We start from the raw sequence: 26,667 nt of genomic DNA, 5'->3' as shown, positions 1-26,667 counted from the left end.
TTGCCACTCTAAATGCCCATCGGGATAAAATGATTCTCAAAGCTTTGCGAGCTTCGTCAGAAAATTTTCAGATCAGCTTAAAACTTCGAGAACTTTGCGGTTAAATTTTTTTCCACTCCAAATGCCATTCTAAATAAAAAAGCGACTGTTCAAGGAACAATCGCTTTTAGTTATAATTACTTAAAATATCAAAAAAAGTAATTATTTCATTAAGAAAATGCACAAGACACTTCTTTATATTATTTAAAATCTAACTTTTTTAAGTTCCCATAATGTTTTGATAAAAGTATCAACATCCTGAGTAGTATTATAAAAAGCCAATGATGGACGAACGGTAGTTTCAACACCCATTCTTCGCAAAATAGGCTGAGCACAATGATGTCCGGTTCGTACTGCAACACCTTCTTTATTCAAAGCCTGACCCACCTGATCGTTGGTATAACCTTGTAAATTAAAAGAAAGAACACTCGCCTTATTTTTCGCCGTCCCGATCAATCGAACACCCGGAATTTCTTTTAGCAGCTTTGTCGCATATTCCAGTAACTGATGTTCGTAGTGACCAATAGCGTCGATACCTAGTTTAGTAACATAATCTATTGCAGCGCCTAGACCAATGGCATCGGCGATATTTCCGGTTCCGGCTTCGAAACGATTCGGTGCTTTGTGGTATTTTATTTCCTCAAAAGTTACATCCTGAATCATGTTTCCGCCAGCTTGATACGGTTCCATTTCGTTTAGCAAATCTTCTTTTCCGTATAAAGCGCCAATTCCCGTTGGACCAAAAAGTTTATGACCGGAAAAAACCAGCCAATCCGGATTTAAATCCTGAACATCGACTTTCATGTGCGAGACCGATTGTGCGCCATCAATTAAAACTTTTGCACCAATGGCGTGTGCCATTTTTACAATTTCTTTAGCCGGAGTTACAGTTCCTAAAGCATTTGAAACTTGCGTAAAAGCAACCAAACGCGTTTTAGAATTCAGTAGTTTTGAATATTCATCCAATAAAATTTGTCCGTCGTCATCAACAGGAATTACACGAAGTTTTAGACCTTTTTTATCCGCCAGACGTTTCCACGGAACAATATTCGCATGATGTTCCAGATTACTCACAATGATTTCGTCTCCGGCAACCAGATTATGATCGCCCCAACTTTGAGCCACCAGATTAATTCCTTCTGTGGCACCGCGAACAAATACAATTTCGTTTACAGAATTTGCATTTAGAAATGTTTTTACTTTTTCACGGGCGGATTCATAAGCATCTGAGGCACGAGCCGCAAGTTCATGTGCTGCACGATGAATGTTTGAATTTTCATGCTCGTAGAAATAAGCAATACGATCAATAACCGATTGTGGTTTTTGGGTCGTAGCAGCATTATCAAACCAAACCAGAGGTTTTCCGTTTACAGTTTCTCTCAAAATGGGAAAATCTTTTTTAATGAGATTAGCATCAAAATGAGAGCCTGAGATAGTACCAAAATCTGGTTTTTCAAAAGTATTTCCAACAACCAAATTCGAATTTCTCTGATCAAAAGCAAACGGATTCTGATCTAAAAAATAATACGAATTGGGTATTTCATTTCCGTTTAACGGAAAATCAAGACGTTTTGTAAATTGTGTATCAACAAATGACAATGCCACTTTTAATTCCGTTTCAAAAGAAGAACTGTCGGTTTGAAAAGGCAGATAATCATGGTTCAAAAGCAATTTCGAAAAAGACAATTCTTCATTTGATTGCGCCGTTCCGCTATTCTTGAAATTAGCATCCTGAAAACCCGTTTGCGGATTGTTGACATTTACATTATTTCCGTGTGGAATCCCCGATGGAGAAACGCCACTTTGAGGATCAAATCCGGCTCCGGCGTTTGGATACAAAGCCGAAGCTCCTGAACCATAATTGGCAACAGTTGGCGAAACTCCAAAACCACTAAATGCAGGCGCACCAGAAGGTGGCGTTGCTACATCTTGTAATGGAAGAGTTGCATTATTACCGCGTAAGTTCCCTGAATTCAACAAAGTCTCTGCAATTTTTGTAGCACGAGGATGTTCACTACGATCAGGGCTCAACGAAATTTCCTTAGGAAACTCATTAGGCAATGACTTGAACAATTCGTTCGCTAAAAGCTGCAAATCCTCAATGTTGGGTAAACCGTCGTGGTTAGTATTTATACTCATGATACTTACCTATTTCTACATCTTCAAGAACTGCGATTGCATCGTCTACCAAAATTGCCAATGAGCAATAAAGAGATACCAAATACGAAGCAATTGCTTTTTCATTGATTCCCATAAAGCGAACCGATAATCCAGGTGATTGCTCGCCTTGTAATCCAGGTTGAATCAATCCGATAACGCCCTGACGGCTTTCGCCTGTACGCAATAAAATGATTTTAGATTTTCCGTTTACGATAGGTAATTTATCTGATGGAATAAGCGGAATGCCTCTCCATGTTAAAAATTGAGATCCAAACAAAGATGTAGTAGGAGGCGGAACACCACGACGAGTACATTCACGGCCAAAAGCAGCAATTGCTAAAGGGTGCAACAAGAAAAATCCCGGTTCTTTCCATACTTTTGTCAATAATTCGTCTAAATCGTCCGGAGTTGGTGCGCCGGTTCTGGTTTTGATAATTTGCGATTTTGCAACATTGCTTAACAAACCATAATCTTTGTTGTTGATTAATTCGCTTTCCTGACGTTCTTTGATCGTTTCAATTGCCAAACGAAGCTGCTCAGAAATTTGATTGTATGGTTTGCTGTACAAGTCAGAAACTCTTGTGTGCACATCTACAATCGTTTGTACTGCCGCTAGATTGTATTCTCTTGGATTATCGATATAATCGACAAAAGTGTTAGGTAAAACTCTTTCGTCACGTGCAGAACAATCGACTTCGATATGACTTCCGTCTTTTACTTTATTCAAACGAAAAACGCCTGATTCTACTGGTGTCCAATGCAAAAGATGCGTTAACCAGCGTGGCGAAATTGTCCCAATTTGGGGAACCGTACGTGTTGCAATTGCTAATTGTCTTGCTGCAACATCTCCTAATGCCGTCTGTTGTTGTTTTTGTTCAGCCATGGTGTAATGGTTTAAAGATTAATTTTATTTTTAATGTTTTTGTGAAATCTTCGCATAGAAAAACACATTTTTGTTCTATCAGTAAATTTATGTTAAAAACAGTAGCCTTTGATTTTATTACTGTTTAATTTACGGTATAATAACATGTAATTTGTTGTATCACAGAATTATGAAAGCGGGTCGAATAACTCGTCAACTGAAAGATATCGTTCTCCCGTATCATAATTAAAAGTCAGTACAACCGCATCTTTCGGGATTTTATTTATTTGTTTTGAAATTGCCGCCAAAGAAGCTCCCGTCGATATTCCGGCAAAAATTCCTTCTTCTTTTGGTAATTTTTTAGCAAAATAAAAAGCATCTTCTTTTTCTACCGGAATAATCAAATCGACATAATCCCGATTAAAAACTTCCGGAATAAATCCTGGTCCAATTCCCTGAATAGGATGTGGGGCAGGAGAACCACCGCTTAAAACCGGTGATAAGGCAGGTTCTACAGCATAAGTTTTAAGATTAGGAAAATGTTGTTTCAAAATTTTAGAAACTCCCGTAATATGTCCGCCCGTTCCAACTCCCGTGATGAGGTAATCAATTCCATCAGGGAAATCTTGTAGAATTTCTTGTGCCGTAGTTTTCTCATGAATTTCGACATTTGCAGGATTTGTAAACTGAAAAGGCAAAAACGAATTGGGAGTTGATAATGCTAGTTCCTTAGCTTTTTCTACCGCGCCCGAAGTTCCTTTTTCTCGTGGAGTCAGAACAAATTCCGCACCATAAGCATTCATGATTTTACGCCTTTCGATACTCATTGATTCCGGCATCACCAGAATAACGTTGTATCCTTTTACCGCAGCCACCAGCGAAAGCCCTATTCCGGTATTTCCTGAAGTGGGTTCTATAATGATCGAATCAGGATTTAAAAGCCCTTTTTCCTCTGCATCTTCAATCATTGCCAATGCAATCCTGTCTTTGATACTCGCACCCGGATTCGACTTTTCAATCTTAATCCAGACCTGATGCTCTGGAAAAATCTTGTTGAGTTTTACGTGAGGCGTGTTTCCTATGGTTTCTAGTATATTTTGATATTTCATGATGTTTTGTTTTTAAACCATATAAGTGATTATAAGTTCATTTTAGTTTAAATGCGTTGCGTTTTTTATTGACAACTTTTTCAAAGATTTATGCTCAATATTATTATGTTCATTTTTGTCATCCCAATTTCTAGGATAAAACCAAATCTTTTTTTCAGGAGCTAATCCCGCTATCCGTTTCAATCTTTTGTGGCGAACCCCGCCACAAAAGGATTTCCACTTCTATCGGGGCTATGGCGGTCATTTTCATAAGAATGTTTTCGTTTAGTATTTCATTTCTTACGCTCATTTTTTGTTCATTCCGAGGAACGAGGAATCTCCGCAAGAAACTCCGCATGCAAAATTGTCAATCTTTGTCGAGCTACTAACGGAGATTCCTCGTTCCTCGGGATGACAAGATTGCGGTTAGAGATTGTGTGGCTAAACACTTTGTCAAAGTTTCGAACTTTGACAAAGTTTGCAAGACCTTTTTTATATGCTCTTATATTCCTTATATGGTTCAAATATTACTTACATGGTTCAAAAAAACATTTTAAATCGAATAAAAAATAGGCTCCGGAAACGGATTATTGTCCTTCACTTTAATCTCATTTTTATGATACACAACTGAATTTGACGGAACCGTATACGTCAGCCAGACATTTCCTCCAATGATCGAATCTCTTCCTACCACGGTTTGTCCGCCCAGAATCGTACTATTCGAATAAATAATGACATTGTTCTCAATCGTGGGATGTCTTTTTATAAAGGCTTCCTCTTTTTTTACACTCAAAGCGCCTAACGTAACACCTTGATATATTTGTACATTATCGCCAATAATAGTCGTTTCGCCTATTACAATTCCGGTGCCGTGATCGATGGCAAAATCATTGCCGATTTGAGCGCCAGGATGAATTTCGATACTGGTTTTGATGTGTGCATATTCTGAAAAAGTTCTGGCTAAAAGCTTTAAATCCTGTTCCCAGATTTGATGCGAAAACCGATAAACGGCTATGGCGAAAAAACCGGGATAAGCGTATAAAACTTCTTCTATAGATTTAGCTGCAGGATCTTTCCTGAAAATGGTATCGGCATCATTTAGTGTTTTCTTGTACAGATGAGGCAATGCTTCAAAAAATATCTTAGTTTGCTCGAAACTGTCGTCTTTTTTGGATGCATAATCAATTACGATTTCATTAAATTGCTTTTCTAGAACTTCAAATTTGTTTTTGATAATGGATAAATCTCCAAAACGCTTTGAAGTATTCGAAAATAAAACAGAGAATAAATCCTCAATAAATTGATGGATTACCTTTTTTTGAGGAAGGATCAATAAACTCTGATGGTTGTTGGCTATTTCTTGATAAAATGAATTCATAATAAATTGTTTTTTGGTTCGTACTAACATCTTTATGCGAAATCAACTAGTCTAACGAGGTATTCTAAAGCAACTTTTTGGATTCATAAATATTATTAAACCCATAGAAACATAGATTTTATGTTTCGAAAAGGAGACAAAAAGAAATACATTTCTCTCACATAGTCCAGAAGCTTCGGGATGATTTATTCTAAAGTGAAACCCCTTTTTTTAAGCAACCAATAAGCTATGTTTCTATGTGTTAAAGAATTACCCCAACCGCTTAAATGTCTTCGGTTTTGGGTTTTGAAAACTTCTCCCTGATATAAAAAACAGGTATTCCTATTCCTGCGATGATTAATCCCGGCCAGGTATAGGTGGGTTTGTAAATGATTAATAATATACAGAACGCTGATCCCATAATGATATAAATGGCAGGTAAAAATGGATATCCAAAGGCTTTATAAGGTCTTTCATGTTCCGGTTTTTTACTTCTCAAAACAAAAATTCCAGTAATAGTGATAACGTAAAACAGAACAACTACAAATGAAATCATGTCTAATAAATTCCCGTAACGACCGCTTAAACTCAAAACAACCGCCATAAAAAATTGAATCCAAAGTGCATTTGCCGGAACCGAATGTTTGTTTAAAATCGCTGTCTTTTTGAAAAATAAACCATCTTTTGCCATACTCTGATACACTCTCGCGCCTGATAGAATCATTCCGTTGGCACAACCAAAAGAAGCAATCAAAATCATTAACGCGATAATCGAAGTTCCGCTTGAGCCAAAAATCGCTTGTGCAGCGGCAATTCCAACTCGGTCTTTTTCAGGTGTTCCAATGGCTTCAACGGGTAAAACGGCAGTAAACATGATGTTTAAAGAAACGTATATAATCGTTACCACGGCAGTTCCTAAAAGCAGACTCAAACCGATATTTCGTTTTGGATTTTTTATTTCATCCGAAACAAACGTCACATTATTCCAGGCATCATAACTAATAACTGTTCCCACCAAAGCAGAAGCGATTGCGCCCCAAAAAGCAGGCGTATTCGTGTATTGCAAAAACGAACCATCCGGATTTAGTTTTTGCAAATGAAACGGATTCGTCCAGTTTGCCTGCCATACTTCGGGTTTAAAAAATATAAACCCGAAGACAATAAGAACTAGTAAGCTTATCAGTTTGGTTCCGGTGAAAAACTTCTGAATTATTTTTCCGAGTTTTACGCCTTTGGTATTGATATAGGTTAAGATGAATAACAAGACAATAGAGGAGAGCTGTGCCGGCGAAATGGTAAAGGATTCTCCGATTCTAAAAGCAACCAAATCTTCACTAAATAAAGGAAAAAAGTACGCCAGAAATTTAAAGAACGATACACAAACCGCAGCAATTGTTCCCGTTTGAATTACGGTAAACAAACTCCATCCATACACAAATGCCACAAGCGGATTATAAGCTTCTTTAAGATAAACATACTGACCTCCTGATTTTGGGAACATTCCGCTTAATTCTCCGTAACTCACAGCTGCAATCAACGTCATGAATCCGCCAATTAACCAAACCAAAATTAGCCAGCCTGCTGATCCTACATTACGGGTAACATCGGCACTCACAATAAAAATTCCCGAACCAATCATTCCGCTGGCAACCAATAAAGCTGCATCGGCAAGACCGAGTTCTCTTTTATATTCTTGTTTTTTTTCTATTTCTGACATTCTGATTTTTTGTTTTTATAACTAAACCAATTCGGCATTGGTCAAAGGTGTTGTAGGTGTTTCTTTTGGAATTCTTCCTTGCAGATGCGGTAACGATGCATTTGGCAAACGTGGCAGCACCAATTTGGCAAAATAGTTCGCTTCTTCAATCAAAGGGAAACCGGAGAAAATAAAAGAGCGGAAACCCATATCCATATAGCGATTCAGTTTTTCTATAATTTGATCGGCACTTCCTACCAAACCACTTCCGCAGCCAGAGAAAACTTTACCAATATCGGTCCATAAGATATCTTCTACATAACCATCCTCATCCGAAGTTTCTCTTAATTCATCTTGTTTTAAAACTCCTAACGAACGCGAATCTTCGCCACGGCTTCTGATTTCCAAACCTCTTTTCTCATCAAACTTCGAGATTAGCTTTTTCGCGTAAGCTCTGGCTTCTTCCTGTGTTTCACGAACAATGACATGAATTCTTAACCCGAAATCTATCGTTCTTCCTTCTGCAGCAGCACGTTCGCTCATTTCTTTCAGAGTCGCATACATCGATTCTTCAGATTCCGGCCAGGTCAAAAACACGTCGCAATGTTTCGCACAAACGGCTCTGGAACCAGGGGAAGTTCCTCCAAAATACAATAATGGACCGCCGTTTTGCTGATAGGATTTTACCGGATCAGATGGCAAATCAAACTGATAAATTTGTCCTTTATGCGAGATTCTGTCTTGTGTCCAGCCTTGCTGCAAAATCTGAATCACCTCAGAACATCGTTGGTATCTTAGATTAGGATCTTCACGGGTTCCCGGTAAATCTGAGTTGATGATGTTTAAAATCAATCTTCCTTTCAAGATGTGATCTAATGAAGAAATCGCTCTTGCCAACATGGGCGGATGTACTTCTCCGGTACGGATCGCCAACAAAAATGTAATGTTATTCGTTTCCGGCGCAACACTTGCCGCAAAAGCCAGTCCGTCTTGTCCTACGGTATAGGCAGATGGATATAAGATGTTGCTAAAACCTAGTTTTTCTGCTTCTAATGTTATTTCACGACAATGTTCGTAACTGCTTCGGCGATCATTATCTAATACGCCTAAATATGCTGTATCTCCACCAATAATGTCATTGAACCAGGAAATTTCTGCTACTCTTTCCGGGGTTCTAATGGCTACTGTTTCAATTTTACCTTCAATCATTTTCTTTCTTCTTTTTTAAGCTCTTTTTCAATTTTTTATTTTTATCCTGCGCATTTTTTCCAGCTTCACTCAACCAGGAAATTTCAGTATTTTTAATTCTCATTGATACAACAGGTGCGGGATTTAGGTTGGTCTGATTCATATTTTTTGAGTTTTAGTTATTATTTTTTAAAGACTGTTTTTCCTTCTTTAATGGTTTCCAGAACAGTAATGTCTTTTATTTTAGAAGGATCTATTTTGGTTAAATCGTCTGAAAGTACCACTAGATCCGCCAGTTTTCCGGTTTCGATAGAACCTTTGCTATTTTCTTCAAAATATTCGTAAGCGCCGTTTATCGTGATGGCACGAAGTCCTTCGATAGGCGTTAATCTTTCATCCGGACCAATAACCTGACCTGAACGTGATTTTCTTTCTACAGAGGTCCACAATAAAAACAATTGGTTTAATGGTGTAACCGGATAATCTGTATGGTTCGTGGCGACAACACCTTTTTTGATGGCTGTTTTTAATGGGCTTAAAAAATTAGCTCTTTCCGGACCTAAGTTGCGAAGGTGTACATCGCCCCAAAAGAAGGCGTGATTACTAAAGAAAGCGGCAATGATGCCCAGTTTTTTATAAGTATCCAACTGATCAGGTCTTACAAACTGAGAGTGAATCGTTACCGGTCTGCGATCGTTACTATTGGTATTTAATGTTTTATTGGCATTTTCTATCGCTTTCAGGTACATATCGATCGTGGCATCTCCGTTGCAATGCACAAATGGGCGAACATTATTTTGGAAAGCCTTAATAACTAAATCATTAAACTGATCTTGGGTAATGTTGGCGAAACCGGTACATTCGTCGTGGTTACAACCCGGAACTTCTACCAAATATGATTTACTGAAAAAAGCCGTTTTACCTTGTGGAGAACCATCGGCAATCATTTTTGTTCCGGCCAGTTTTAAGTGGTTTCTTAGTACACCAAATTTAAAATCAGGATTTTGCAATACTTTTTCTAAAGTTGGATATCCCGGCAAAGCTTCAATATCAATAAACAATTCATTTCTTTCTGCGGCTTTGTGCAATAATTCAACAGATTCATAACTTGAATATCCGTCCTGAGCCGTTGTAATACCATTACTGGCATAAAATAATTGCTGCTCTTTTAAATCTTTTATCTGCTGGTCTAAAGTTGGAGCAGGTTTCGCAGGTCTTTTCAATAATCGGCTTGCATTTTCTTGTAATAATCCTGTTGGTTCGTTAGTTCCTTTTTTTCTTTCGATGGCACCACCGGGAGGATTTGCTGTATTGGCATCAATTCCTGAGAGTTTTAAAGCATACGAATTAGAAACCGACATATGCCCGTTGATGTTCGTAATCGTTACTGGATTGTTGGGAAAAGCAGCATCAAGATCTTCTTTGCTTGGATGTCTTTTTTCTTCAAGTTGATCCTGATCATATCCAAAAGCATCGATCCATTCGCCTGGAGCGACATTGTTTTTCTTTTGAAAATCCTGAATACGGCTTACCAAATCGGCAATGTTTTTAACATCTCCCATTGGCGGAGATCCCACATTTACTGTTGTAGATCTCGATAAACCCATAAAATGGCTGTGACCGTCAATAAATCCGGGAACTACCGTTTTTCCTTTTAAGTCGACAACAATCGTGTTTTTGTCTTTTAGTTTTTCGATTTTGCTATTCGTTCCCACAGCCAGAATTTTACCGTTACTTACGGCAACAGCTTGCGCTGTACTGTTTTTGGCATCAACGGTAATAATATTTCCGTTGATAAAAATTTTCTCAGCTGTATTTTTTTGCTGTGCATGGATAACCGTCGCAGCGAAGAGTATAGCCAGGCATTTTAAATTAGTTCTCATTTTGTTGTTTTTTTGTTTATATAATTATTTTTAAACACATAGAAACATACATTTACTTTATGAAAAGAGGCTTTTCACTTAGAATAAATCACATAGCTATATGAGCTATGTTAAAGAAATTTATTTCTTTTTGTTCCCTTATCTAAAATCTAGAACCTATGTTTCTATGTGTTAAATATTTTTTTTTCCACTTGCATCTAATGGGTTGTAGTATTCTATCTCGGAGCCAGTTTGTTATAAGCTAATTCATTACTTGGGATTGCCCAAACATAATTCGCCGCTGTTGGCAAGACTTCAGGTGCAGCACCAGCATTTCCTGTTTTGGCAGGAAGCGCCTGAACTCTTCTCAATAAATCCGGCGTACGAAATCCTTCGCCCACCAATTCTATTCTTCTTTCGTTTAGAATTGTATTGACCAATTCGTCTTTTGTCGCAACTCCTGTTGTAAAAACATAAGCAGCATCAGAACGATTGCGAACTGCCGATAATAGCGTTCTGGCCAAAGGCAAATTGTCGCTTTGTGCCGCAGCTTCGGTATAATTCAAAAGGACTTCTGCGTATCGAATTACAGGAACATAATCAGTAAAAGGGGCACCATTTTTCTTGAATTTGTTCAGTAATTTTTGTCCGGTGGCATTAGTGATCACCAAACCTTTTCTGGCATCTGCAGAAGTTGGAGAAGCATAAACAGGATCTGCAATAATTCCTGCGGTATTAAAATAAATAACCGGAGTTAAGTAGTTTGCGCCAAGTGCACTTTGCAAGGCTGGAGCTTCTGCCGCAGTAGTAAACGGAATTGAAAATATAGCTTCGTTACCTACATACGAACCTCCAAAAACGTTAGCAACATTAGGTTCTAAACGATGTGTCAAACTTCCTGAAACGTATTGAAAAGGAGCTGTTGCAGGAACCAGTTTACTAGCTTCGGAAATTACTTTTGCATAATCGCCTTTGCTTAAATAAACTCTGGTTTTTAAAGCTATTGCTGATGCTTTATGCGCTCTTGAAACTGTAAGGATTCCTGTTGCATAACTTTCTGGTAAATCGACCTCGGCTTCGTCAAGATCTTTTAAAATTTGACTATAAACATCTGCAACGCTGCTAAAGGCTAAGTCGTTAAGTCCGCCCGATGTATTTCCTTTTAAGCGTAACGGAAGCGCCAGTGCAGCACTATTTTGCGCATAAGGTTTTGCATAGGTTTGCACTAAACTTAGATACGAAATCGCTCTTACAAACTTAGCTTCGGCGATATAATTCTTGCGTAAATCCTCTGTTACAACAGTAGATGTTGCCAGATTATCGATCAGAATATTCGAAAAGTTAATAGTCGTGTAAGCAACGCTCCAAACTGAGTTTACAAAATCTCCTGATGAAGTTATCGTCTGATTCCAAACATTGGCTCCGGTTGAATTGTTACCATCATTCTGACTGAATTCGTTTCCTCTTTGTTCATTAAAAATAATGAAGCGGCCACCGTAAAAAGACGGATTGCTAAACTGACCGTATAGTCCGTTTACCTGACCTAAAATTTTGGCTGGTGTGCTGAAAGCCGTTTCTGTAGAAATGCTCGTTTCAGGAACAGTATCTAAAGCATTATCGCTACATCCGGCCAATAATAAAGCTAGAAATGGTGTGATAATAAAGGCTTTTTGTATGCTTTTTTTATAATTGAAAATCATGATGTTTTTATTTTTAATTAAGATGAATGCCTAGAAACCTACATTAAGTCCTAAAGTGAATACTACTGAATTGGCCGGCACGTTTTGATCTTTTCCGGAATTGATGGAGTTCCCGTTGATTGAAATCTCAGGATCTGAACCGCGGTATTTTGTCCAGGTGTATAAATTAGAGCCCTGAGCATATACTTTTGCTGTTGAAATGTATTTGTTGACCAACTCGTTTTTTACCGGAATTCTATAGCTTAAAATGATGTTTTTTACTTTCAGGTAAGATCCGTCTTCTACATAAGCAGAGTTGCTTGACGAGAAACCTCCTGAAAAACTGTCTCCGTAAATTAACTTAGGAACATCTGTAACCTGACCCGGAGTTGTCCAGCGATCTTTGATGAAAGTTCCGTTGTTGAAGAAACGCTGATCAGATAAAGTAGATCTTGTACCGTTGTACAATTTGTTTCCTCCGGAGAAAGTCAGACCAATCGACAAATCGAAATTTTTATACGATAAATTGTTGTTCAAACCTCCGTAATAAGTGGGTAACGAGGGTCCCTGAATACGACCGTCACGATAGTTGTCGATTGCCGGAGCAGTACCACCATTGAGATAGGTAAAAGCTTTTGTAAGTGCATTGTATTGTACTTCTTCGTTATTGGCGTTGACATAAACACGGTTTCCGTTTTCAGGATTTACTCCCGTTGTTGGTACGGCAAAAATAGATCCTACAGAATAACCTTCTCTGGTAATATTCTGTATTCCGAAAGTGCTTAGAACCGTTGGATAAATATCTCCGTAACCGCCTAATGAAGTTACTTTGTTTTTAATTGTTGATAAATTAAAACTTGCATTCCACTGAAAATCATTGCCATTTATAATGTTTGCATTAATCGAAAGTTCAAATCCTTTGTTGTATAAAGATCCAACGTTTGCTGCAATAGAATTGTTTGGGATTCCTTGTGATAAGGATTGAGGCGCATTCAAAATCAAATCGTTGATGTTATTTTTGTAATAATCTGCTTCAACTGTAATGCGGTTGTCAAACAATCCAAAATTGATCCCGAAGTCAAACTTTTTGCTTGTTTCCCATTTTAAATCCGGATTGCCTGATTGCCCAAAACTAAGCGTTGGAACTCCTGCATAAGTACCTGCGTTATATTGCGATAAAGCGGCATAATCGTTTAATTCGCTGTTGCCCACAATTCCGTAACTTGCTCTTACTTTAAAAGCATTTAAGACATTTTTTATAGAAGAACTTTTAAAGAAATCTTCTTCAGATACATTCCATCCTACAGAAGCCCCGCCAAAATTTCCCCATTTATTTCCAGATGCCAATGCTGATAATCCGTCTCTTCTGAAGTTAAGATTCAGCAGGTATTTTTTGTCATAATCATAAGCAATACTGCTAAAATATGAAAGCAAAACATTTTCTGTCTGAACCGAAGGACCAGGGGCAATGCTTGTAAATCCGCCTTGGTAACTCGTGAAGAAAGGATCAGTCAAACCGGTTTTTATTGCTCCCCAACCATCAATTTCGCGAACATTTTTCTCTTGTCCTAAAAGTACTTTCAAACTATGTTTTTGATCAAATACAGTCGAGTAGGTAAGGGTATTGGTCCAGTTTGATCTGGAATATTTGGTATTAGAGTTTGTTGCAGCTCCTTTAGTAGAGAAACCATCTCCACTAAACGGATTTCTAAATTCTTTGTTTTCTACTACAAAATTATTGATACCGTAAACCGTTTTGAATTTCAGGTTTTTGATGATTTCAAGTTCGGCATAAATACTTCCAATAAAAGTGTTGTTTTCAGAAGTGTTTTTATCCAGATCTAAAATCGTCTGTAAGTTATAAGCATTAAAAACTCCTAGTGAAGGACTGTTTGCTCCGTAGCCAATATTTCCGTTACTCGGATTAATGTTGTAAGATCCATCAGGATTATAAACCGAAACGTTTGACGGTAAAATATAAGTAAGTCGGCCCAAAGGTTGTAAACCAATATATTGTGTGTTCACTGCATTTCCAGCCGAAGATCCAATCGAGTTAGGCGTTGATGATCCTGAGTTTGGTCCTGAATTTAGTGAATTGTTATACGAGAAATTAGTTCCTAAAGTTAGCGAGTTGTTCAATTTATGTTCGAAATTCAATCGGATTCCTTTTCTAACAAATTCATTCGTTCTTAGAATTCCTTCCTGATTAGAATAATTGGTAGAAATAAAATAACTAGTAGAATTTGTTGCGCCGGAGAAACTTAAATTATGATTTTGCGAAACCCCTGTGTGATATGCTACATCATACCAATTGGTTCCTATTGTCGATCCGTCAGCATTTTGTCCTAATGCAAAACCAGGTGTAAGTCCCGCATTGGTTCTCGCTTCATTTTTGATGCTTACATAATCTTCGGCATTCAAAAGTTTTGGTAAATTCGTTGCTTTATTCCAGCTTACCCAAATATCATAATTAACGTTTACTTTTCCTTTTTTTCCTTTTTTGGTCGTAATCACAATCACACCATTTGCTGCACGAGAGCCGTAAACTGCTGCCGCCGAAGCATCTTTTAAAACGTCGATCGATTCAATATCATTTGGGTTAATGTCTGATAACGGGTTGTTGCCAATTGCTCCTCCGGCAGTTCCGGTAAAAACGGTAACACCATCGACAATTACTAAAGGATAAAGCGAACTTGTGATAGAGTTGATTCCTCGAATTCTAATAACAGGCGTACTGTTTAAAGATCCGCTGGGCTGAACAATGTTTAATCCTGCTGCCTGACCGCCTAACAATTGATCAAAACTTTGTGCCGGACGATTGGCAATTTGTTTCGCATCAATTTTTGAGGTTGCTCCTGTAAAGGTTTTCTTGGCCGATGTTCCGTAACCTACAACCACGATTTCGTCTAGTTTTTCAACCTGTTCCGTTAGTTTGATGACCACCGGACTTCCGTCAACTATAACTTCTTTAGAATTGTACCCTATGTAACTAATGACTAAAGTGTAAGGGAATTTTTGTCCCGTTTGAAAGTAAAATTTCCCATCAATATCAGTTTCAACGCCATGTGTAGTTCCTTTGATATTTACCGAAGCGCCAATAATAGGCTGATTCGATATTTGATCTACTATTGTTCCGTTAAGTTTCGATTGAATATTTGGTTCCGTATTTTGAGCATTTATTCCGATGGAGATGAACAAAATGCTAATCCATAAAATAAGTTTTGTATTTTTTTTCATTCTTGGTTATTGATTTTTTGTAATTAAAATGCCGGGAGATTGGATTTCTGGTGCATTCTTTATTGAGTGATAAATGTTCTTTAAGCCTTGCCATTTCTATTGCCGTAGAAATATTTAGGTTCGGTTTTGTAGTGGTATTTGTGTCATGTTTGTTCGTATTTAGTTGTTGTTTTTGGATGATTTATAGTTATGCGTGATACTTCTTCCTGATGAAAAAAAGCATCAAAATGATTGTATAATATTCAATAAGAAACCGTTGAGGTTTAAGAATTTTCGTTTTTTTAATTCTGATTCTTTGGATAAAAATCACTTATAAACGAAAAGGAGGTGAGGGAATTAACAACAGAAGCACATATAACAAAAAGTGTTATAAGTATATTTTTTGGGAAGAATGTAAAATGCTATGCTTTCGGTTGTTTTCAAAATGTAGTTCTTTTGGTTTTAAACTCTACTAATTCTATAGACAAAGTTAAATTTAATATAATAAAAACCAAATATTTTTTTTAACAAGTTGCAGGTTATTAGTGATTTAATTTAATGGTTTGGGTTTAATGTGTTGTATTATAGTGGTTTGTGTTTATTCTGTGTGAAATAAAAAAGACAGAAAAAAAAGTATAAGGTTTATTTTTATACTTATTTTTCTGTCTTTAAGTGTTTTAGGTAAATATTATTTAAAGCTCCGGAGGAGTGATATATTTATAGCAATTATATATTTCCCCGTATTAAAGCTCCGGAGGAGCGACATATATACCACCCCGCTGGGGTTCGGATTCTTCTTGTCAAATTAAATTTCTATAAATATATCGTCCCGCTGGGACTTGGTTTAGGATTAATTACAAATTACTTTTTCAAAGTTGCACCGCCAGGCATAACCTCTGTTTTCAGTTTGAACTTACTGTATTCAACCACTCCCGTTTTATCAGCCCAGTCAAAATAAGAAGCCGAAAGCTTGTTCACAATTCCTGGGTTTTGTTGTGCGACATTTGTAGTTTCGCCACGATCTGTTTCGATATTGTAAAGTTCCCATTCGTACGACGGATAGGTCGAAACCAATTTCCATTTGCCATCTCTCACGGCTCTGTTTCCGGCTCTTTCCCAAAATAATGGTGCGCCTCTATCGACCTGCGAAACATTATTAAATAAAACAGGCAACAAACTGCTTCCAACCAAAGGGTTTGTCGTCACACCATTATATTCTTTGGGATATTCAATTCCGGCCAATTCGTAAAAAGTAGGGGCAAGGTCAATAATATGTCCTGTTCCTTTGTCGATTCTGCCCGCTTTTATTTTTGATGGAAACCACGCAATAAACGGAGAACTGAATCCGCCTTCGTGCATATTATTTTTGTATTGTTGTAATGGAGTATTAGACAAATACGCCCAGTTTTGTTCCTGGTAATCAAACGATTCTGAAGTTCCAACGGGTCCGTCATTTCGAACCAAACCTCTTCCTAACGGATTATACGAATTGAAACCACCTTGTGCTCCATTATCTGAAATGAAAATAATCAGCGTATTTTTATCTTTCTTCAACGCTTTTAATTTCTCTAAAACTTTGCCCACGTTCTGATCCATATTATCGAGCATTGCGGCATAAACTTCCATTTTGGCTTTCCAGAATTGTTTCTCGTCATAGGTTAGTTTACTCCATTCCGGTACTTCCGGATCTCGTGGAGAAACGGTTTGATTCGCGGGTAAAATGCCGTTTGCTTTTAGTTTTTCGATTCTTTTTTCTCTGAGAACATCCCAGCCTTCATCAAATTTCCCTCTATATTTAGCAATGTCAATCGGTTTTGCCTGCAACGGCCAATGCGGAGCTGTAAATGCCAAATACAAAAAGAAGGGTTTGTTTTCTTTATTTTGTTCGTCTAAGAAAGTCATGGCATTATTCCCGATCTCATCTGTAAAATAATACGAATCATCTTTGGGATGCAGTTCTTCATTATTACGAATCAATTTTACAGGATAAGGCGTTTTTCCAAATGGCAAAGGTTTGGTATCAAAATAGTTTGATGCTCCTTTTAAGATCCCATAGAATTTATCAAATCCTCTTTGATTTGGCCATTGCGCCTGATCTTCAGAACCTACGTGCCATTTTCCGGATAATAAAGTGCTGTAACCGCCAGAACGGAAAACTTCTCCCAATGTCAAAGATTCTTTGTTTAGATATCCCTGATATGCCGGTAATCCCAAATTGACATCAAAAAATCCCATTCCGGCTTTGTGCTGATATTGTCCCGTTAGCAAAGAGCCGCGGGTTGGCGCACAAATTGAGTTATTGTAAAATTCGCGTAAGCGTAAACCTTCGCTGGCTAATTTATCTAAGTTGGGTGTTTTAATTTCGGAACCGTAATTTCCTAAATCAGAATAGCCCATATCATCGACCATGATTAAAATGATGTTGGGTTTTTCAGCAGTTGTTTTATTTTGTGCATTTAAAGCCACTACAGAGAGTAGAAGATTTAGGGAAAGAATTGTTTTTTTCATTATAGTTGATATTTTAATTTTTTGGAAATTGGAGGAGTTTCACTTTGTCAAAGTTTAAAACGTGAAAAACAGGAGAGACATAGCCCGAGGTTTCAACCTTGGGAATACGGATTTTGTCAATTTATTGCGCTCCAACGGTTAAAACCGTTGGCTATGTTTATAAAATGTTTTCTGTATGAAACAATATTTTTTTAAGTTTGAAGTAGTTTATTTACCAAACAACAAAAAAGCAATAATCAGCGTAATAATCACATTGAATAACTGCGCGATTAAAAAAGCATACAAAGGTTTTCGGCTATTATTACTCAGTAAATCTTTAAAGTTCGTTTCTAAACCAATACTCGTGAAAGCCAATGCAAACCAAATGCCTTGTAAGTTCTTCAAACTATCTTTTACGCCCTCTCTGGTTTCAGCAGTAAGCAGGAAAGAGAAGAGTAGGGAAGCGGCAATAAAACCGATAACAAATTTTGGAAAACGTTCCCAAATGACACCCAAAGTAGGTTTTGATTCAACAGCTTCGGCTGAATTGTTGTGTGTGTAGGTCCAATAAAAGGAGATCGCAAAAGCAGCGATTCCTAATAATACATTTTGGGAGAATTTTACGATCGTGCTAATTTTCAAAGCGGTTTCGCCTACCAAAGAACCAGAAGCGACAACAGCGCCGGATGTGTCGATACTTCCGCCTAACCAGGCTCCGGTAACTTCTTCGGGAAAATTGAAATATTTGGCAATTATAGGCATGAAAATCATCATTGGGATTGCGGTTACTAATACAATCGAAATTACATAAGACAGTTTTTTGGAATCTCCTTTGATGGCTCCGGATGTGGCAATAGCGGCAGAAACGCCACAAATAGAAACGGCACTTGAAATCATCATGGTCAATTCGTCATCGACTTTTAATTTTTTACACAACCAAAAAGCAAAATACCAAACGGATAAAACTACCACCAAAGCCTGAATTAATCCTAAAGAACCAGCTTTTAGAATGTCTGAGAAAATAACACTGGTTCCCAATAATACCAATCCTATTTTGACAAATACTTCTGTCGAAAGTGCTGACCGAAACCAATCCGGAAGTTGGAAGAAATTGCCAATTGCTAAACCAATTGCCAAACTGAAAATGACAGCTTCAAGATTCAGTCCTTTTACGGCTGTATTTCCTGCAATAATTAGCGCAATAACAGTCAGGATATAAACAACCGGGAAACCCAATAAAAAGTATTTTACCGATTTGCCAATTAAAAAAGCGCCTAAAGTTCCGATAGAAATGAGATATAAAAATTGTAATCCGATTATTTTTAGGTTTCCGAAATCAAATACATCGTGGAATAAATCTGATCCGGTAGACCATTTGAAAACAGGAACTTCGGGAAGAAAAATAAAAAGGGAAATTCCGATGATTATAAATCCGAGAATTACGACGGTCCAGTCTTCGTGAATGGTAAATGTTTTGGTTGGGGTTGACATTTTAAATTTATTGTTGGTTATCCTAACAGGTTTTTAAAACCTGTTAGGTATTATTATTTATGGTTGAGTTTTTTTAAAGTTTTCTTGAATAGCCTCCTGCTTTAGCTGGAGGTTATTATTATGAGGTTGACATTGGCTTTAGCCGAATATTTGTATTGTTTATTTTTAAAATTAAATACCTAACAGGTTTTGAAAACCTGTTAGGATAGATAAATGTTGGTTTTGTGTATAGATTACAAATCGACAAAGTATTTTTGTTTGCCAAAATCAAATTCATAATGAGTTAAATTTGGCCATAAAGGTTTTACTAAACCCTTTTCCCAATTTTTCAATGCAAGATGTAATTCTTTTACTTTTGCCGGATTTTTTTGAGCAAGATCTGTAGTTTCAGATTTGTCTGAAGCTAAGTTATAAAGCCATTCTTCATGGGTTTTTCCGCTTATGATTAATTTCCAGTCACCGCTTCTTATGGCTTTTGCATCGCCGGAACGCCAGTACAAAGTTTTGTGTGCTTCTTTATTTTCGTTGACTGTACTTACAAGATCAACACCATCATAAACTCGGTCTTTTGGTAAATCAGAATGAATAGCAGCAGCAATTGTAGCAAAAATATCCAATGTACTTACCGGAGTTTTATAGATTGTATGAGGTTTGATTTTTCCTTTCCACGAAAGTGCAAACGGAACATTTACGCCACCTTCAAAATGAGAAAACTTTCCTGCTTTCAGAGGTGCGTTTGTCGTAGCAAAAGTATAATCGGCACCACCGTTGTCGCTGGCAAAAATGATTAAGGTGTTATCTTCCAGACCTTCTTTTTTGACTTTTGCCCTGATTCTTCCCACGGCATCGTCTAAGGCGCTGATCATGGCAAAATAGACACGTTTGTTCTCGTCTTTTACATTCGGGAAACGATCGTAGTATTTTTTGCGAACCTGAAAAGGTGTATGTGGCGCATTAAACGGCACGTACAATAAGAAAGGTTTGTTTTTATTTCGATCAATAAAAGCTTCTGCTTCATCAGCAAATGTTTCGGTTAGATAGGCTTTATTGTGTATAATGGTGGTATCACGACGAATTTGTCCGATTCCAACGCGTCCATTTCCCCAAATCATTTTATCTGTAAAATCTTTGTGATGATGGTTGATAATATCCGGATTATCATCTTCAGGAGTATAAAGCGAAAACGCCTGATAAAACCCATAATGATAATCGAAACCTCTGTCTAAAGGAAAAAAGCCTTTGTTGTGTCCCAAATGCCATTTTCCGATAATTCCTGTGCTGTAACCTTCTCTTTTGGCCAAATCGGCAAACGTAATTTCAGATTGTGGCAAACCTTGTGTGGCTATCGAAGCTTCGTTTGGATAATTGATTTTATCATTCAATCTCCAATTATTGGTATTGATCAGATACTTGAAACCATAATATTCAAGATTGTTTTTTGGATACCGATCCCCAGGCTGATATTCATGTCCAAAACGTTCCTGATAACGCCCGGTTAAAATTCCTGCACGAGAAGGTGAACAAATCGAAGCCGAAACATAACCATCCTGAAAAGTAACTCCTGACGCTGCCAGAGAATCTATTTGCGGAGTTGGGGTTGATTTTCCTCCGTATAACGAAATATCATATTTTCCTAAATCATCGGCAAGAAGAATAATGATATTTGGTTTTTTAAAAGAACTATCTACAGGAATTTTTTCAGCCAGAAATTCCTTTTTTCCTTCAAGTAATTTTGGGTCTGGTTTTATTAAGGTTCCATCTGTATTGATGGGCCAGAATAAAAATATAGCCAGAATAGCAATTATAATCAGGATTGGAAAAACAATCTTTTTTGTTTTTGATAATGCCATGTTTTTTTGTTTTAGAAATAATGGACTTAGTGATAATCTTTGTCAAAGTTTTTATGCGCATTTTTGTCATCCGGAGGAACGAGGGATCTCCGCTAGTAGCTCGACATGCTGCATAAACTTTGCGTTAGTTTCTTGCGGAGATCCCTCGTTCCTCGGGATGACAAAAATGGTGATTATGATTGCGTTTATTTTACAGCCAAAGCCACATCAACATCATTTTTCAAATCGCCTAAACCTTCTTTTTTGAACACAATTTTTCCATCTTTGTATAAAATCAACGTAGGGAAAACTTTTACGGTTTTTAAATCGGCAATTACTTGCGGGCTGTCTTCCAGATCAATTTCTACGATTTTTAAATTAGAACCGTATTGTGCTTTTATGGTTTCTAAAACCGGTTTTACTTTTTTGCAGGCGCCACAATAGATTGAGCCAATATCTACTAATACATCTTTGTTTTCAGCGATAATTTTTTTGTATTCGGCTAGTGTTAATTTGCTTTTTGAGCTCGCATAAAAAGGTTTTCCGTTTCCAATCCAGTTGGCGATTCCACCTTCAAGACTATACGCTTCTTTGAAACCTTTTTTTAATAAATCATCAGCGAGCCAAACACTTCTTCCTGCACCAATCGAATAGGTAAATACAGGTTTTGATTTGTCTAAAGCGGCAATGCGTTTCTCATAATCTTTTGATTCCAGATTAAAATTCTGTGCGCCATTGATATGGTTGAGTGCAAATTCTTCAGCTCCCCTGGCGTCAATTATTTGTGGATTTTTTTGGCTTTGAATTTTTGAATAAAAGACCTCTAATGAAACTGTATTTGAACTTTTATTTTGTGAAAAACCTACGACTGTAAAAAGTAAAATTGCGGTTGCAATACTCTTTTTGAATATTTTATTTTTCATGATTTTTTAGATTAGGGTGTAACAATATTCCAATACGGATTTGCGGGTTCGAATGTGCCTGCCAATTCTCTGAATTTAAACGGATCACCTTCAAAACTCACACCGTCAGAAGTTAGAATATTTCTTGCTTCTTCAGGATTGGATAGTAAGGCTACGAACTTGGCTTTTGGAATGGTTAATGTAAATTCGGCTTTATCATTTGCTCGGGTTTGACTTTGATGTAAAACACCGTTTTTAAGATAAACGAGAATATTTTTATTGAGTTCAGGGAAAATGAAACGCAATTTTACGTCTTTTCCAGCCGCTTTATTTCCGTCAACAGTTACAGACAAATAATCGAAAATTGCTTCGGGAGTTAGTGTCGACAAAAATCCGGCAGCACGATTCACAGGGTTTTTAGGAACAATTACACCTTCGCGAAGTTCTTTGGCTCCTGATAAATATAAATCTCTCCAAATTCCGGATTCACTCTGATACGCAATTTGTTCAAAAGCATCAGCTTGTAAATTTTTGGCCGCAACATTCTCAGGATTCGCAAAGATCACATGTTTCAGTACTTCGGCAACCCAACGATATTCGCCTTTTTGGTAGCTTTCATTTGCTTTTTTCAAAGCTATTTCTTCGCCGCCAAACCATTCTACATATTTTTTAGCCGATTCTACTTGTGGCAGTTTATCATAATCAGCAGGATTTCCGTCCCACCAGCCCAGATAGAATTGGTATGTTGCTTTGGCATTGTGTTTTACTGTTCCGTAAAAATCACGATTGTACCATTCTTTGCCTAATTCGGCAGGAAGTTTTATTTCTTCGGCAATTTCATCTTTATTTAAACCTTTATTGGCCAGATGAACGGTTTGATCATGCACGTATTTGTATAAATCTCGTTGTTTTTCCAGAAAAGTAATTCCTTTATCATGTCCGTAAACCGGCCAGGTATGCGACGGAACGATGAATTCGGTTTTATCGCCAAACAAATCAATCGCTTCATCCAGATATCCTGCCCATGCTTTTGCATCTCTGGTTTTTGCACCACGAGGCGTAAGGACATTATGATACGTATGACTGGCAATTTCGGCAGAAAAGAAAACTTTTTGAGCAGGAGCAAAGACCGTTAATTCGGCTGGAGCTTCAGAATTTGGCGTAAGCTGAAAAACCAGATCTAAACCATCAATCGTGATTTTTTGTCCTGTTTTTTCGACTTCAAAATTGGGCTGTAAAAGGGAGGACGAACCTCCGCTTAAAAACGGTTTTCCTAATCCCACATCGACCTGACCAGTTGCATTTCTTTCTAAACCTAACCCAAATTGATATCCGGCTCTTCGACGCATTACATTTCCTAAAAGTACATTTTCGCTCACCGCTTCTTCGTAGAAACCTTTTGGCGTTATAAATTTTACTTTACCGGATTTGATATCTTCTGCAGAAACTAATCCTTCGATACCACCATAATGATCACCGTGACTGTGCGTGACAATTACGGCCAATATAGGTTTATTAGCAACGTGTTTTTTGACCAGTTCATAAGCAGCAGTCGACGCTTCGCCAATCGTCAAAGCATCAATAACTACATAGCCATTTTTGGTTTCTATAAACGAAATATTCGCAATATCAAGAGAACGAACCTGATAAACACCATCGGTAATTTTAAACAAGCCATTGATGTTGTTGAGTTGTGCCTGACGCCATAAAGCGGGATTTACTGTTGCCGGAGATTTGCCTTTTATAAAAGCAAAATCATTGAGGTTTACAGCAACATTTCCTGTTTTAGAAAGAATTTTACCGTCGGCAAGAGTGGCGATAAAACCTCTCTTGGCGTCGGTAAAATCGGCAGTATCATCAAAGTTTAACTTTGAATATACTGCCTCATTTGATTTTTGGGTATAAGTTGACGCCTGTTTTGGCGCTTGTGCATTTGCAGCAATGCTGAAACCGATTAACAGTGTCGTTATTTTATTTTTTTTCATGGTATTTTTAAGATTGAGCCTGCTCGTAATACACCGGACTCGGAGAAATAGTTTCTGCTTTTGCTTTTATAGGAACTGATAAAACGCCTTCTGCCAAAGCACTTCCTTCTTTTTTAGATTTGAATATTGGCCATAAAAATTGTGCGTACCATTCTTCTTGTTTGTAGGACTTCATTCCGTAAGACGTTGGGTATTTACGGGTGATCAAAGCGGTTCCGAAAATCATGTCCCAGATAAAAAACATATTCCCAAAGTTTCCTTTAAAATGCCCAACACCATCTCCGCTTGTATCGGCGTGATGTGCGTGATGCGTTGCAGGAGTCGAAATTAAGCGTTCAAGAACCCATGCAATTGGGTGTAATATTCTGTATTTATAAAAAGGTTTGTCCCATTTGATGCTTGAATGTGCGCCAAGAGTGATGAAACTTTTAATCACCAAAACAAACAATGCAGGCAATCCTAAACCTAAAAAAGTTAAGGTTGCTGTCAAGTAAATTTGAGAAAAGAAAACCGTATAGATAAAGTTTTGTCTCGATGCCATCGCCATGCCCATATACGGAGCTGAATGGTGCGTTCTATGAAATCTCCATAAAAACGGAAATTGGTGGTGCAAACGGTGGTACCAGTATTGCGTTAAATCATCAGCAATTGCGATTAGAAAAAATCCTCCCCAAAACGGAACCCATGAAAGCGAGTTGGCCAAATTTGGGATTAAATAAGGTAATGCTGTTAAGCTAAAAAATGCGATTACCGGAGGTAAAAGTAATTTTGGCGCCAAGAAACAAATGATATCGACTTTGCGTTCTTCGCCCGTCCATTCGTCATCGTATAAACCTGCGGTGAATTCTATAACTCCCAAAACCAGCATGAAAACGATTAATCCCCAGGTACGAATGTTTTCGAAAGCGGGTTTTGTAAATTCTAAAAACGAGGGTAAAGTAAGGTGTGATTCTGTTATAACTCCGTTTGTGAGTTTAAAATAAAGGAAAATTGCCAGTACAGGCAAACTGTATATTAAAAGACTGATGCTTAAATCTCTTGTTAGTTTTTCTTTTTGAACTATTGCCATGATTTCTTATTTTAAAAAATTACTAATTAATGCTAAACCTCCCGCCAAAACAGCTAGCGGAACTAAAAAAACGATCGCTCCCACGACAATTTTTTTTCCTATAATTTCAAAGTCTACTCTTTTCATGATTTCTAATTTTTTATGTTTTATAACTATATTGAAAATCAGTACGTTTTAGATAATGTAAAAATAAATAAAATATTATTCTAATTCTATGGATTTAGTAGAGTTTTATTTACTATTTTTTTCAAAATTTGTTATAATATGTATTGATTATTGTTTTACTTTTTGAATCGTTGGAAGCGTTTCAAGCGTTAAATTGTCTCTTAGTTTTTCAGAAGGCAAATACAAACGAATGATCAAACTCGCTTTTTTAACGTCATTGATAGGCAGCCAGTTTTCTTTTTTCTCCGTTCCCGAAAGATTAATTTTATACGAAGTACTATCCGCTTCATATTTTACATCCTCGAGATTGTAGCTGTATTTGTTGATTGCGTTTTTAATTAGAAAACCGTTTTCATCATACGCCGTGATACTCCAGTATTTAGCGTCTAGTTTTTTTCCGCTAATTACGTAATCAGCTTTTGGGTCTAATGCGTTTCCTTCGCTATCTGTGCTTGTACTTAAGTAGATAACTTCTTTTTTGGTCAAAGCATAAGGCCCATAAACTGCCACTTGAGCAATGGTCAGCAAATCAGCCGAATTGAGGTCTTTGTCTTTATCGACCGTTTGCCAATTGCCAATAATGCGTTGCGAATCGCTTTTGCCTGATTTGATGTTATAAACACCAACGGCACTCCCGAATACAATAGCCAAAATGATCAATGCTACTGCAAGTCCTATCTTTTTAATTTTTTGATTTAAAGCCATTTTTACTTTTTTTTTAGTTGAATGTTGTGTTTTTTTAGGAGCTAATCCCGCTATCCGTTCCAATCTTTTGTGTCGCTAAAGAAGCGCCACAAAAGGATTTCCACTTCTATCGGGGCTAGGTAAGACTTTGGCGAGTTACATTGTGTGCTCTGTGATAAAGTTATTAGGCACATTTTTGTCATTTCGACCGAAGGGAGAAATCACACTCGAAACTCCGCAAACAATGTCGACAATCTTTGACGATAAAAGAGTGTGATTCCTCGTTCCTCGGAATGACAAAGACTGGGGTTACTTTGACAAAGATTACGCTTACTTCCCTAACTTTTCTACCGTAACACCATGTTGCAATTCCGCTAATGTTTTTACCGGATATGCTTTTGAAACTAAATAGCGAAACAAAATCAATCCTTTAGTTGTAGGACTGTAAATGATTTTCTCTTTCGGAATATTTTTCAATGCTTCAGCGGTACTTCCTTCAGGCGCTAAATAATATTCGAATTTAGCTTTTACTTTTTCTTCGTTTTCTACAAAAAAGTTAGTGGTGTTTTCCTGATAAGCCGAGATTGACCAATACGTCGAATCAGGAACAATCCCTGAAATTTTCAACACATTTTCTTTCAAATCATAACTGATGGTTGAATACAAAAAGTCAGGATTTGGTAATGGGATTACCCTGCTGTTGTCAGCATTGGGCTGATCTCCAAATCGGGGAGTGTTGACAATGCCCAGACTTTTTTCTGCAAACTTTTTTTGCACGTAATATGGAGTGACCCAGATCGTGAGGTAGTAAAAACTTACTGCAATTACTACAAGAATCAAGGCGAAGATGCCTTTTTTCAAAATTGGTTTTGTTGCTGACATAATTTACTTGTTTTAATATCAGTACT

At 37.3% G+C, this 26,667-nt stretch carries 18 protein-coding genes; all 18 read right to left on the bottom strand.

Features of this window, described 5'->3' with window-relative positions; translation table 11 throughout:
• Positions 1-243 precede the first annotated feature (243 nt).
• Positions 244-2,178, bottom strand: a complete 1,935-nt coding sequence (locus QLQ94_RS22180) for a family 2A encapsulin nanocompartment cargo protein cysteine desulfurase (RefSeq protein ID WP_427401983.1) — start codon at positions 2,176-2,178, stop codon at positions 244-246.
• The gene (locus tag QLQ94_RS22175) at positions 2,162-3,082 is read right to left on the bottom strand and encodes a family 2A encapsulin nanocompartment shell protein (protein WP_072960213.1); all 921 of its coding nucleotides are present in this window, start codon (positions 3,080-3,082) and stop codon (positions 2,162-2,164) included. Before QLQ94_RS22175 ends, QLQ94_RS22180 begins: the two co-directional genes overlap by 17 nt.
• A gap of 167 nt (positions 3,083-3,249) precedes the next feature.
• Positions 3,250-4,170, bottom strand: a complete 921-nt coding sequence (cysK, locus tag QLQ94_RS22170) for a cysteine synthase A (protein ID WP_271335689.1) — start codon at positions 4,168-4,170, stop codon at positions 3,250-3,252.
• A 532-nt stretch (positions 4,171-4,702) separates the two neighbouring features.
• Positions 4,703-5,527 (bottom strand): serine O-acetyltransferase, encoded by an 825-nt coding sequence (locus QLQ94_RS22165; protein ID WP_271335690.1) that lies wholly within the window; start codon positions 5,525-5,527, stop codon positions 4,703-4,705.
• A gap of 262 nt (positions 5,528-5,789) precedes the next feature.
• A complete protein-coding gene (locus tag QLQ94_RS22160; protein WP_271335691.1) occupies positions 5,790-7,223 on the bottom strand; it encodes an APC family permease in 1,434 nt (477 codons plus the stop codon).
• 21 nt (positions 7,224-7,244) lie between these two features.
• Entirely contained in the window at positions 7,245-8,411 is a 1,167-nt protein-coding gene (locus tag QLQ94_RS22155) for an LLM class flavin-dependent oxidoreductase (protein WP_271335693.1), read from the bottom strand.
• Positions 8,404-8,553, bottom strand: coding sequence for a hypothetical protein (locus tag QLQ94_RS22150; RefSeq protein ID WP_271335694.1), 150 nt, complete (start codon positions 8,551-8,553; stop codon positions 8,404-8,406). Before QLQ94_RS22150 ends, QLQ94_RS22155 begins: the two co-directional genes overlap by 8 nt.
• A 19-nt stretch (positions 8,554-8,572) precedes the next feature.
• Positions 8,573-10,273 (bottom strand): amidohydrolase, encoded by a 1,701-nt coding sequence (locus tag QLQ94_RS22145; protein ID WP_271335695.1) that lies wholly within the window; start codon positions 10,271-10,273, stop codon positions 8,573-8,575.
• A gap of 215 nt (positions 10,274-10,488) precedes the next feature.
• Positions 10,489-11,952 carry a RagB/SusD family nutrient uptake outer membrane protein gene (locus tag QLQ94_RS22140; protein ID WP_271335696.1) on the bottom strand — a complete coding sequence of 488 codons (1,464 nt, stop codon included), beginning with the start codon at positions 11,950-11,952 and terminating at the stop codon, positions 10,489-10,491.
• Positions 11,953-11,982: 30 nt separating this feature from the next.
• Positions 11,983-15,168, bottom strand: coding sequence for a SusC/RagA family TonB-linked outer membrane protein (locus QLQ94_RS22135; protein ID WP_482498557.1), 3,186 nt, complete (start codon positions 15,166-15,168; stop codon positions 11,983-11,985).
• A gap of 840 nt (positions 15,169-16,008) precedes the next feature.
• Complete coding sequence (locus QLQ94_RS22130) at positions 16,009-17,655, bottom strand: arylsulfatase (RefSeq protein WP_271335698.1); 1,647 nt, start codon at positions 17,653-17,655, stop codon at positions 16,009-16,011.
• 207 nt (positions 17,656-17,862) lie between these two features.
• Positions 17,863-19,125 (bottom strand): YeiH family protein, encoded by a 1,263-nt coding sequence (locus tag QLQ94_RS22125; protein ID WP_271335699.1) that lies wholly within the window; start codon positions 19,123-19,125, stop codon positions 17,863-17,865.
• Positions 19,126-19,358: 233 nt separating this feature from the next.
• A complete protein-coding gene (locus QLQ94_RS22120; protein ID WP_271335700.1) occupies positions 19,359-20,975 on the bottom strand; it encodes a sulfatase-like hydrolase/transferase in 1,617 nt (538 codons plus the stop codon).
• 185 nt (positions 20,976-21,160) lie between these two features.
• A complete protein-coding gene (locus QLQ94_RS22115; protein ID WP_271335701.1) occupies positions 21,161-21,877 on the bottom strand; it encodes a thioredoxin domain-containing protein in 717 nt (238 codons plus the stop codon).
• A gap of 11 nt (positions 21,878-21,888) precedes the next feature.
• Complete coding sequence (locus QLQ94_RS22110) at positions 21,889-23,841, bottom strand: alkyl/aryl-sulfatase (protein WP_427401988.1); 1,953 nt, start codon at positions 23,839-23,841, stop codon at positions 21,889-21,891.
• Between the two features lie 7 nt (positions 23,842-23,848).
• Positions 23,849-24,910 carry a sterol desaturase family protein gene (locus QLQ94_RS22105; RefSeq protein WP_482498556.1) on the bottom strand — a complete coding sequence of 354 codons (1,062 nt, stop codon included), beginning with the start codon at positions 24,908-24,910 and terminating at the stop codon, positions 23,849-23,851.
• 273 nt (positions 24,911-25,183) lie between these two features.
• Entirely contained in the window at positions 25,184-25,780 is a 597-nt protein-coding gene (locus tag QLQ94_RS22100) for a DUF1214 domain-containing protein (protein ID WP_271335705.1), read from the bottom strand.
• A 309-nt stretch (positions 25,781-26,089) separates the two neighbouring features.
• Positions 26,090-26,641, bottom strand: a complete 552-nt coding sequence (locus QLQ94_RS22095; RefSeq protein ID WP_271335706.1) for a DUF1254 domain-containing protein — start codon at positions 26,639-26,641, stop codon at positions 26,090-26,092.
• Between the last annotated feature and the right edge of the window lie 26 nt (positions 26,642-26,667).

This window comes from Flavobacterium sp. B114r (genome assembly GCF_056824125.1).
The sequence above is the reverse complement of the archived record's forward strand: the minus strand, read 5'-3'. Positions and strand labels throughout refer to the sequence as shown.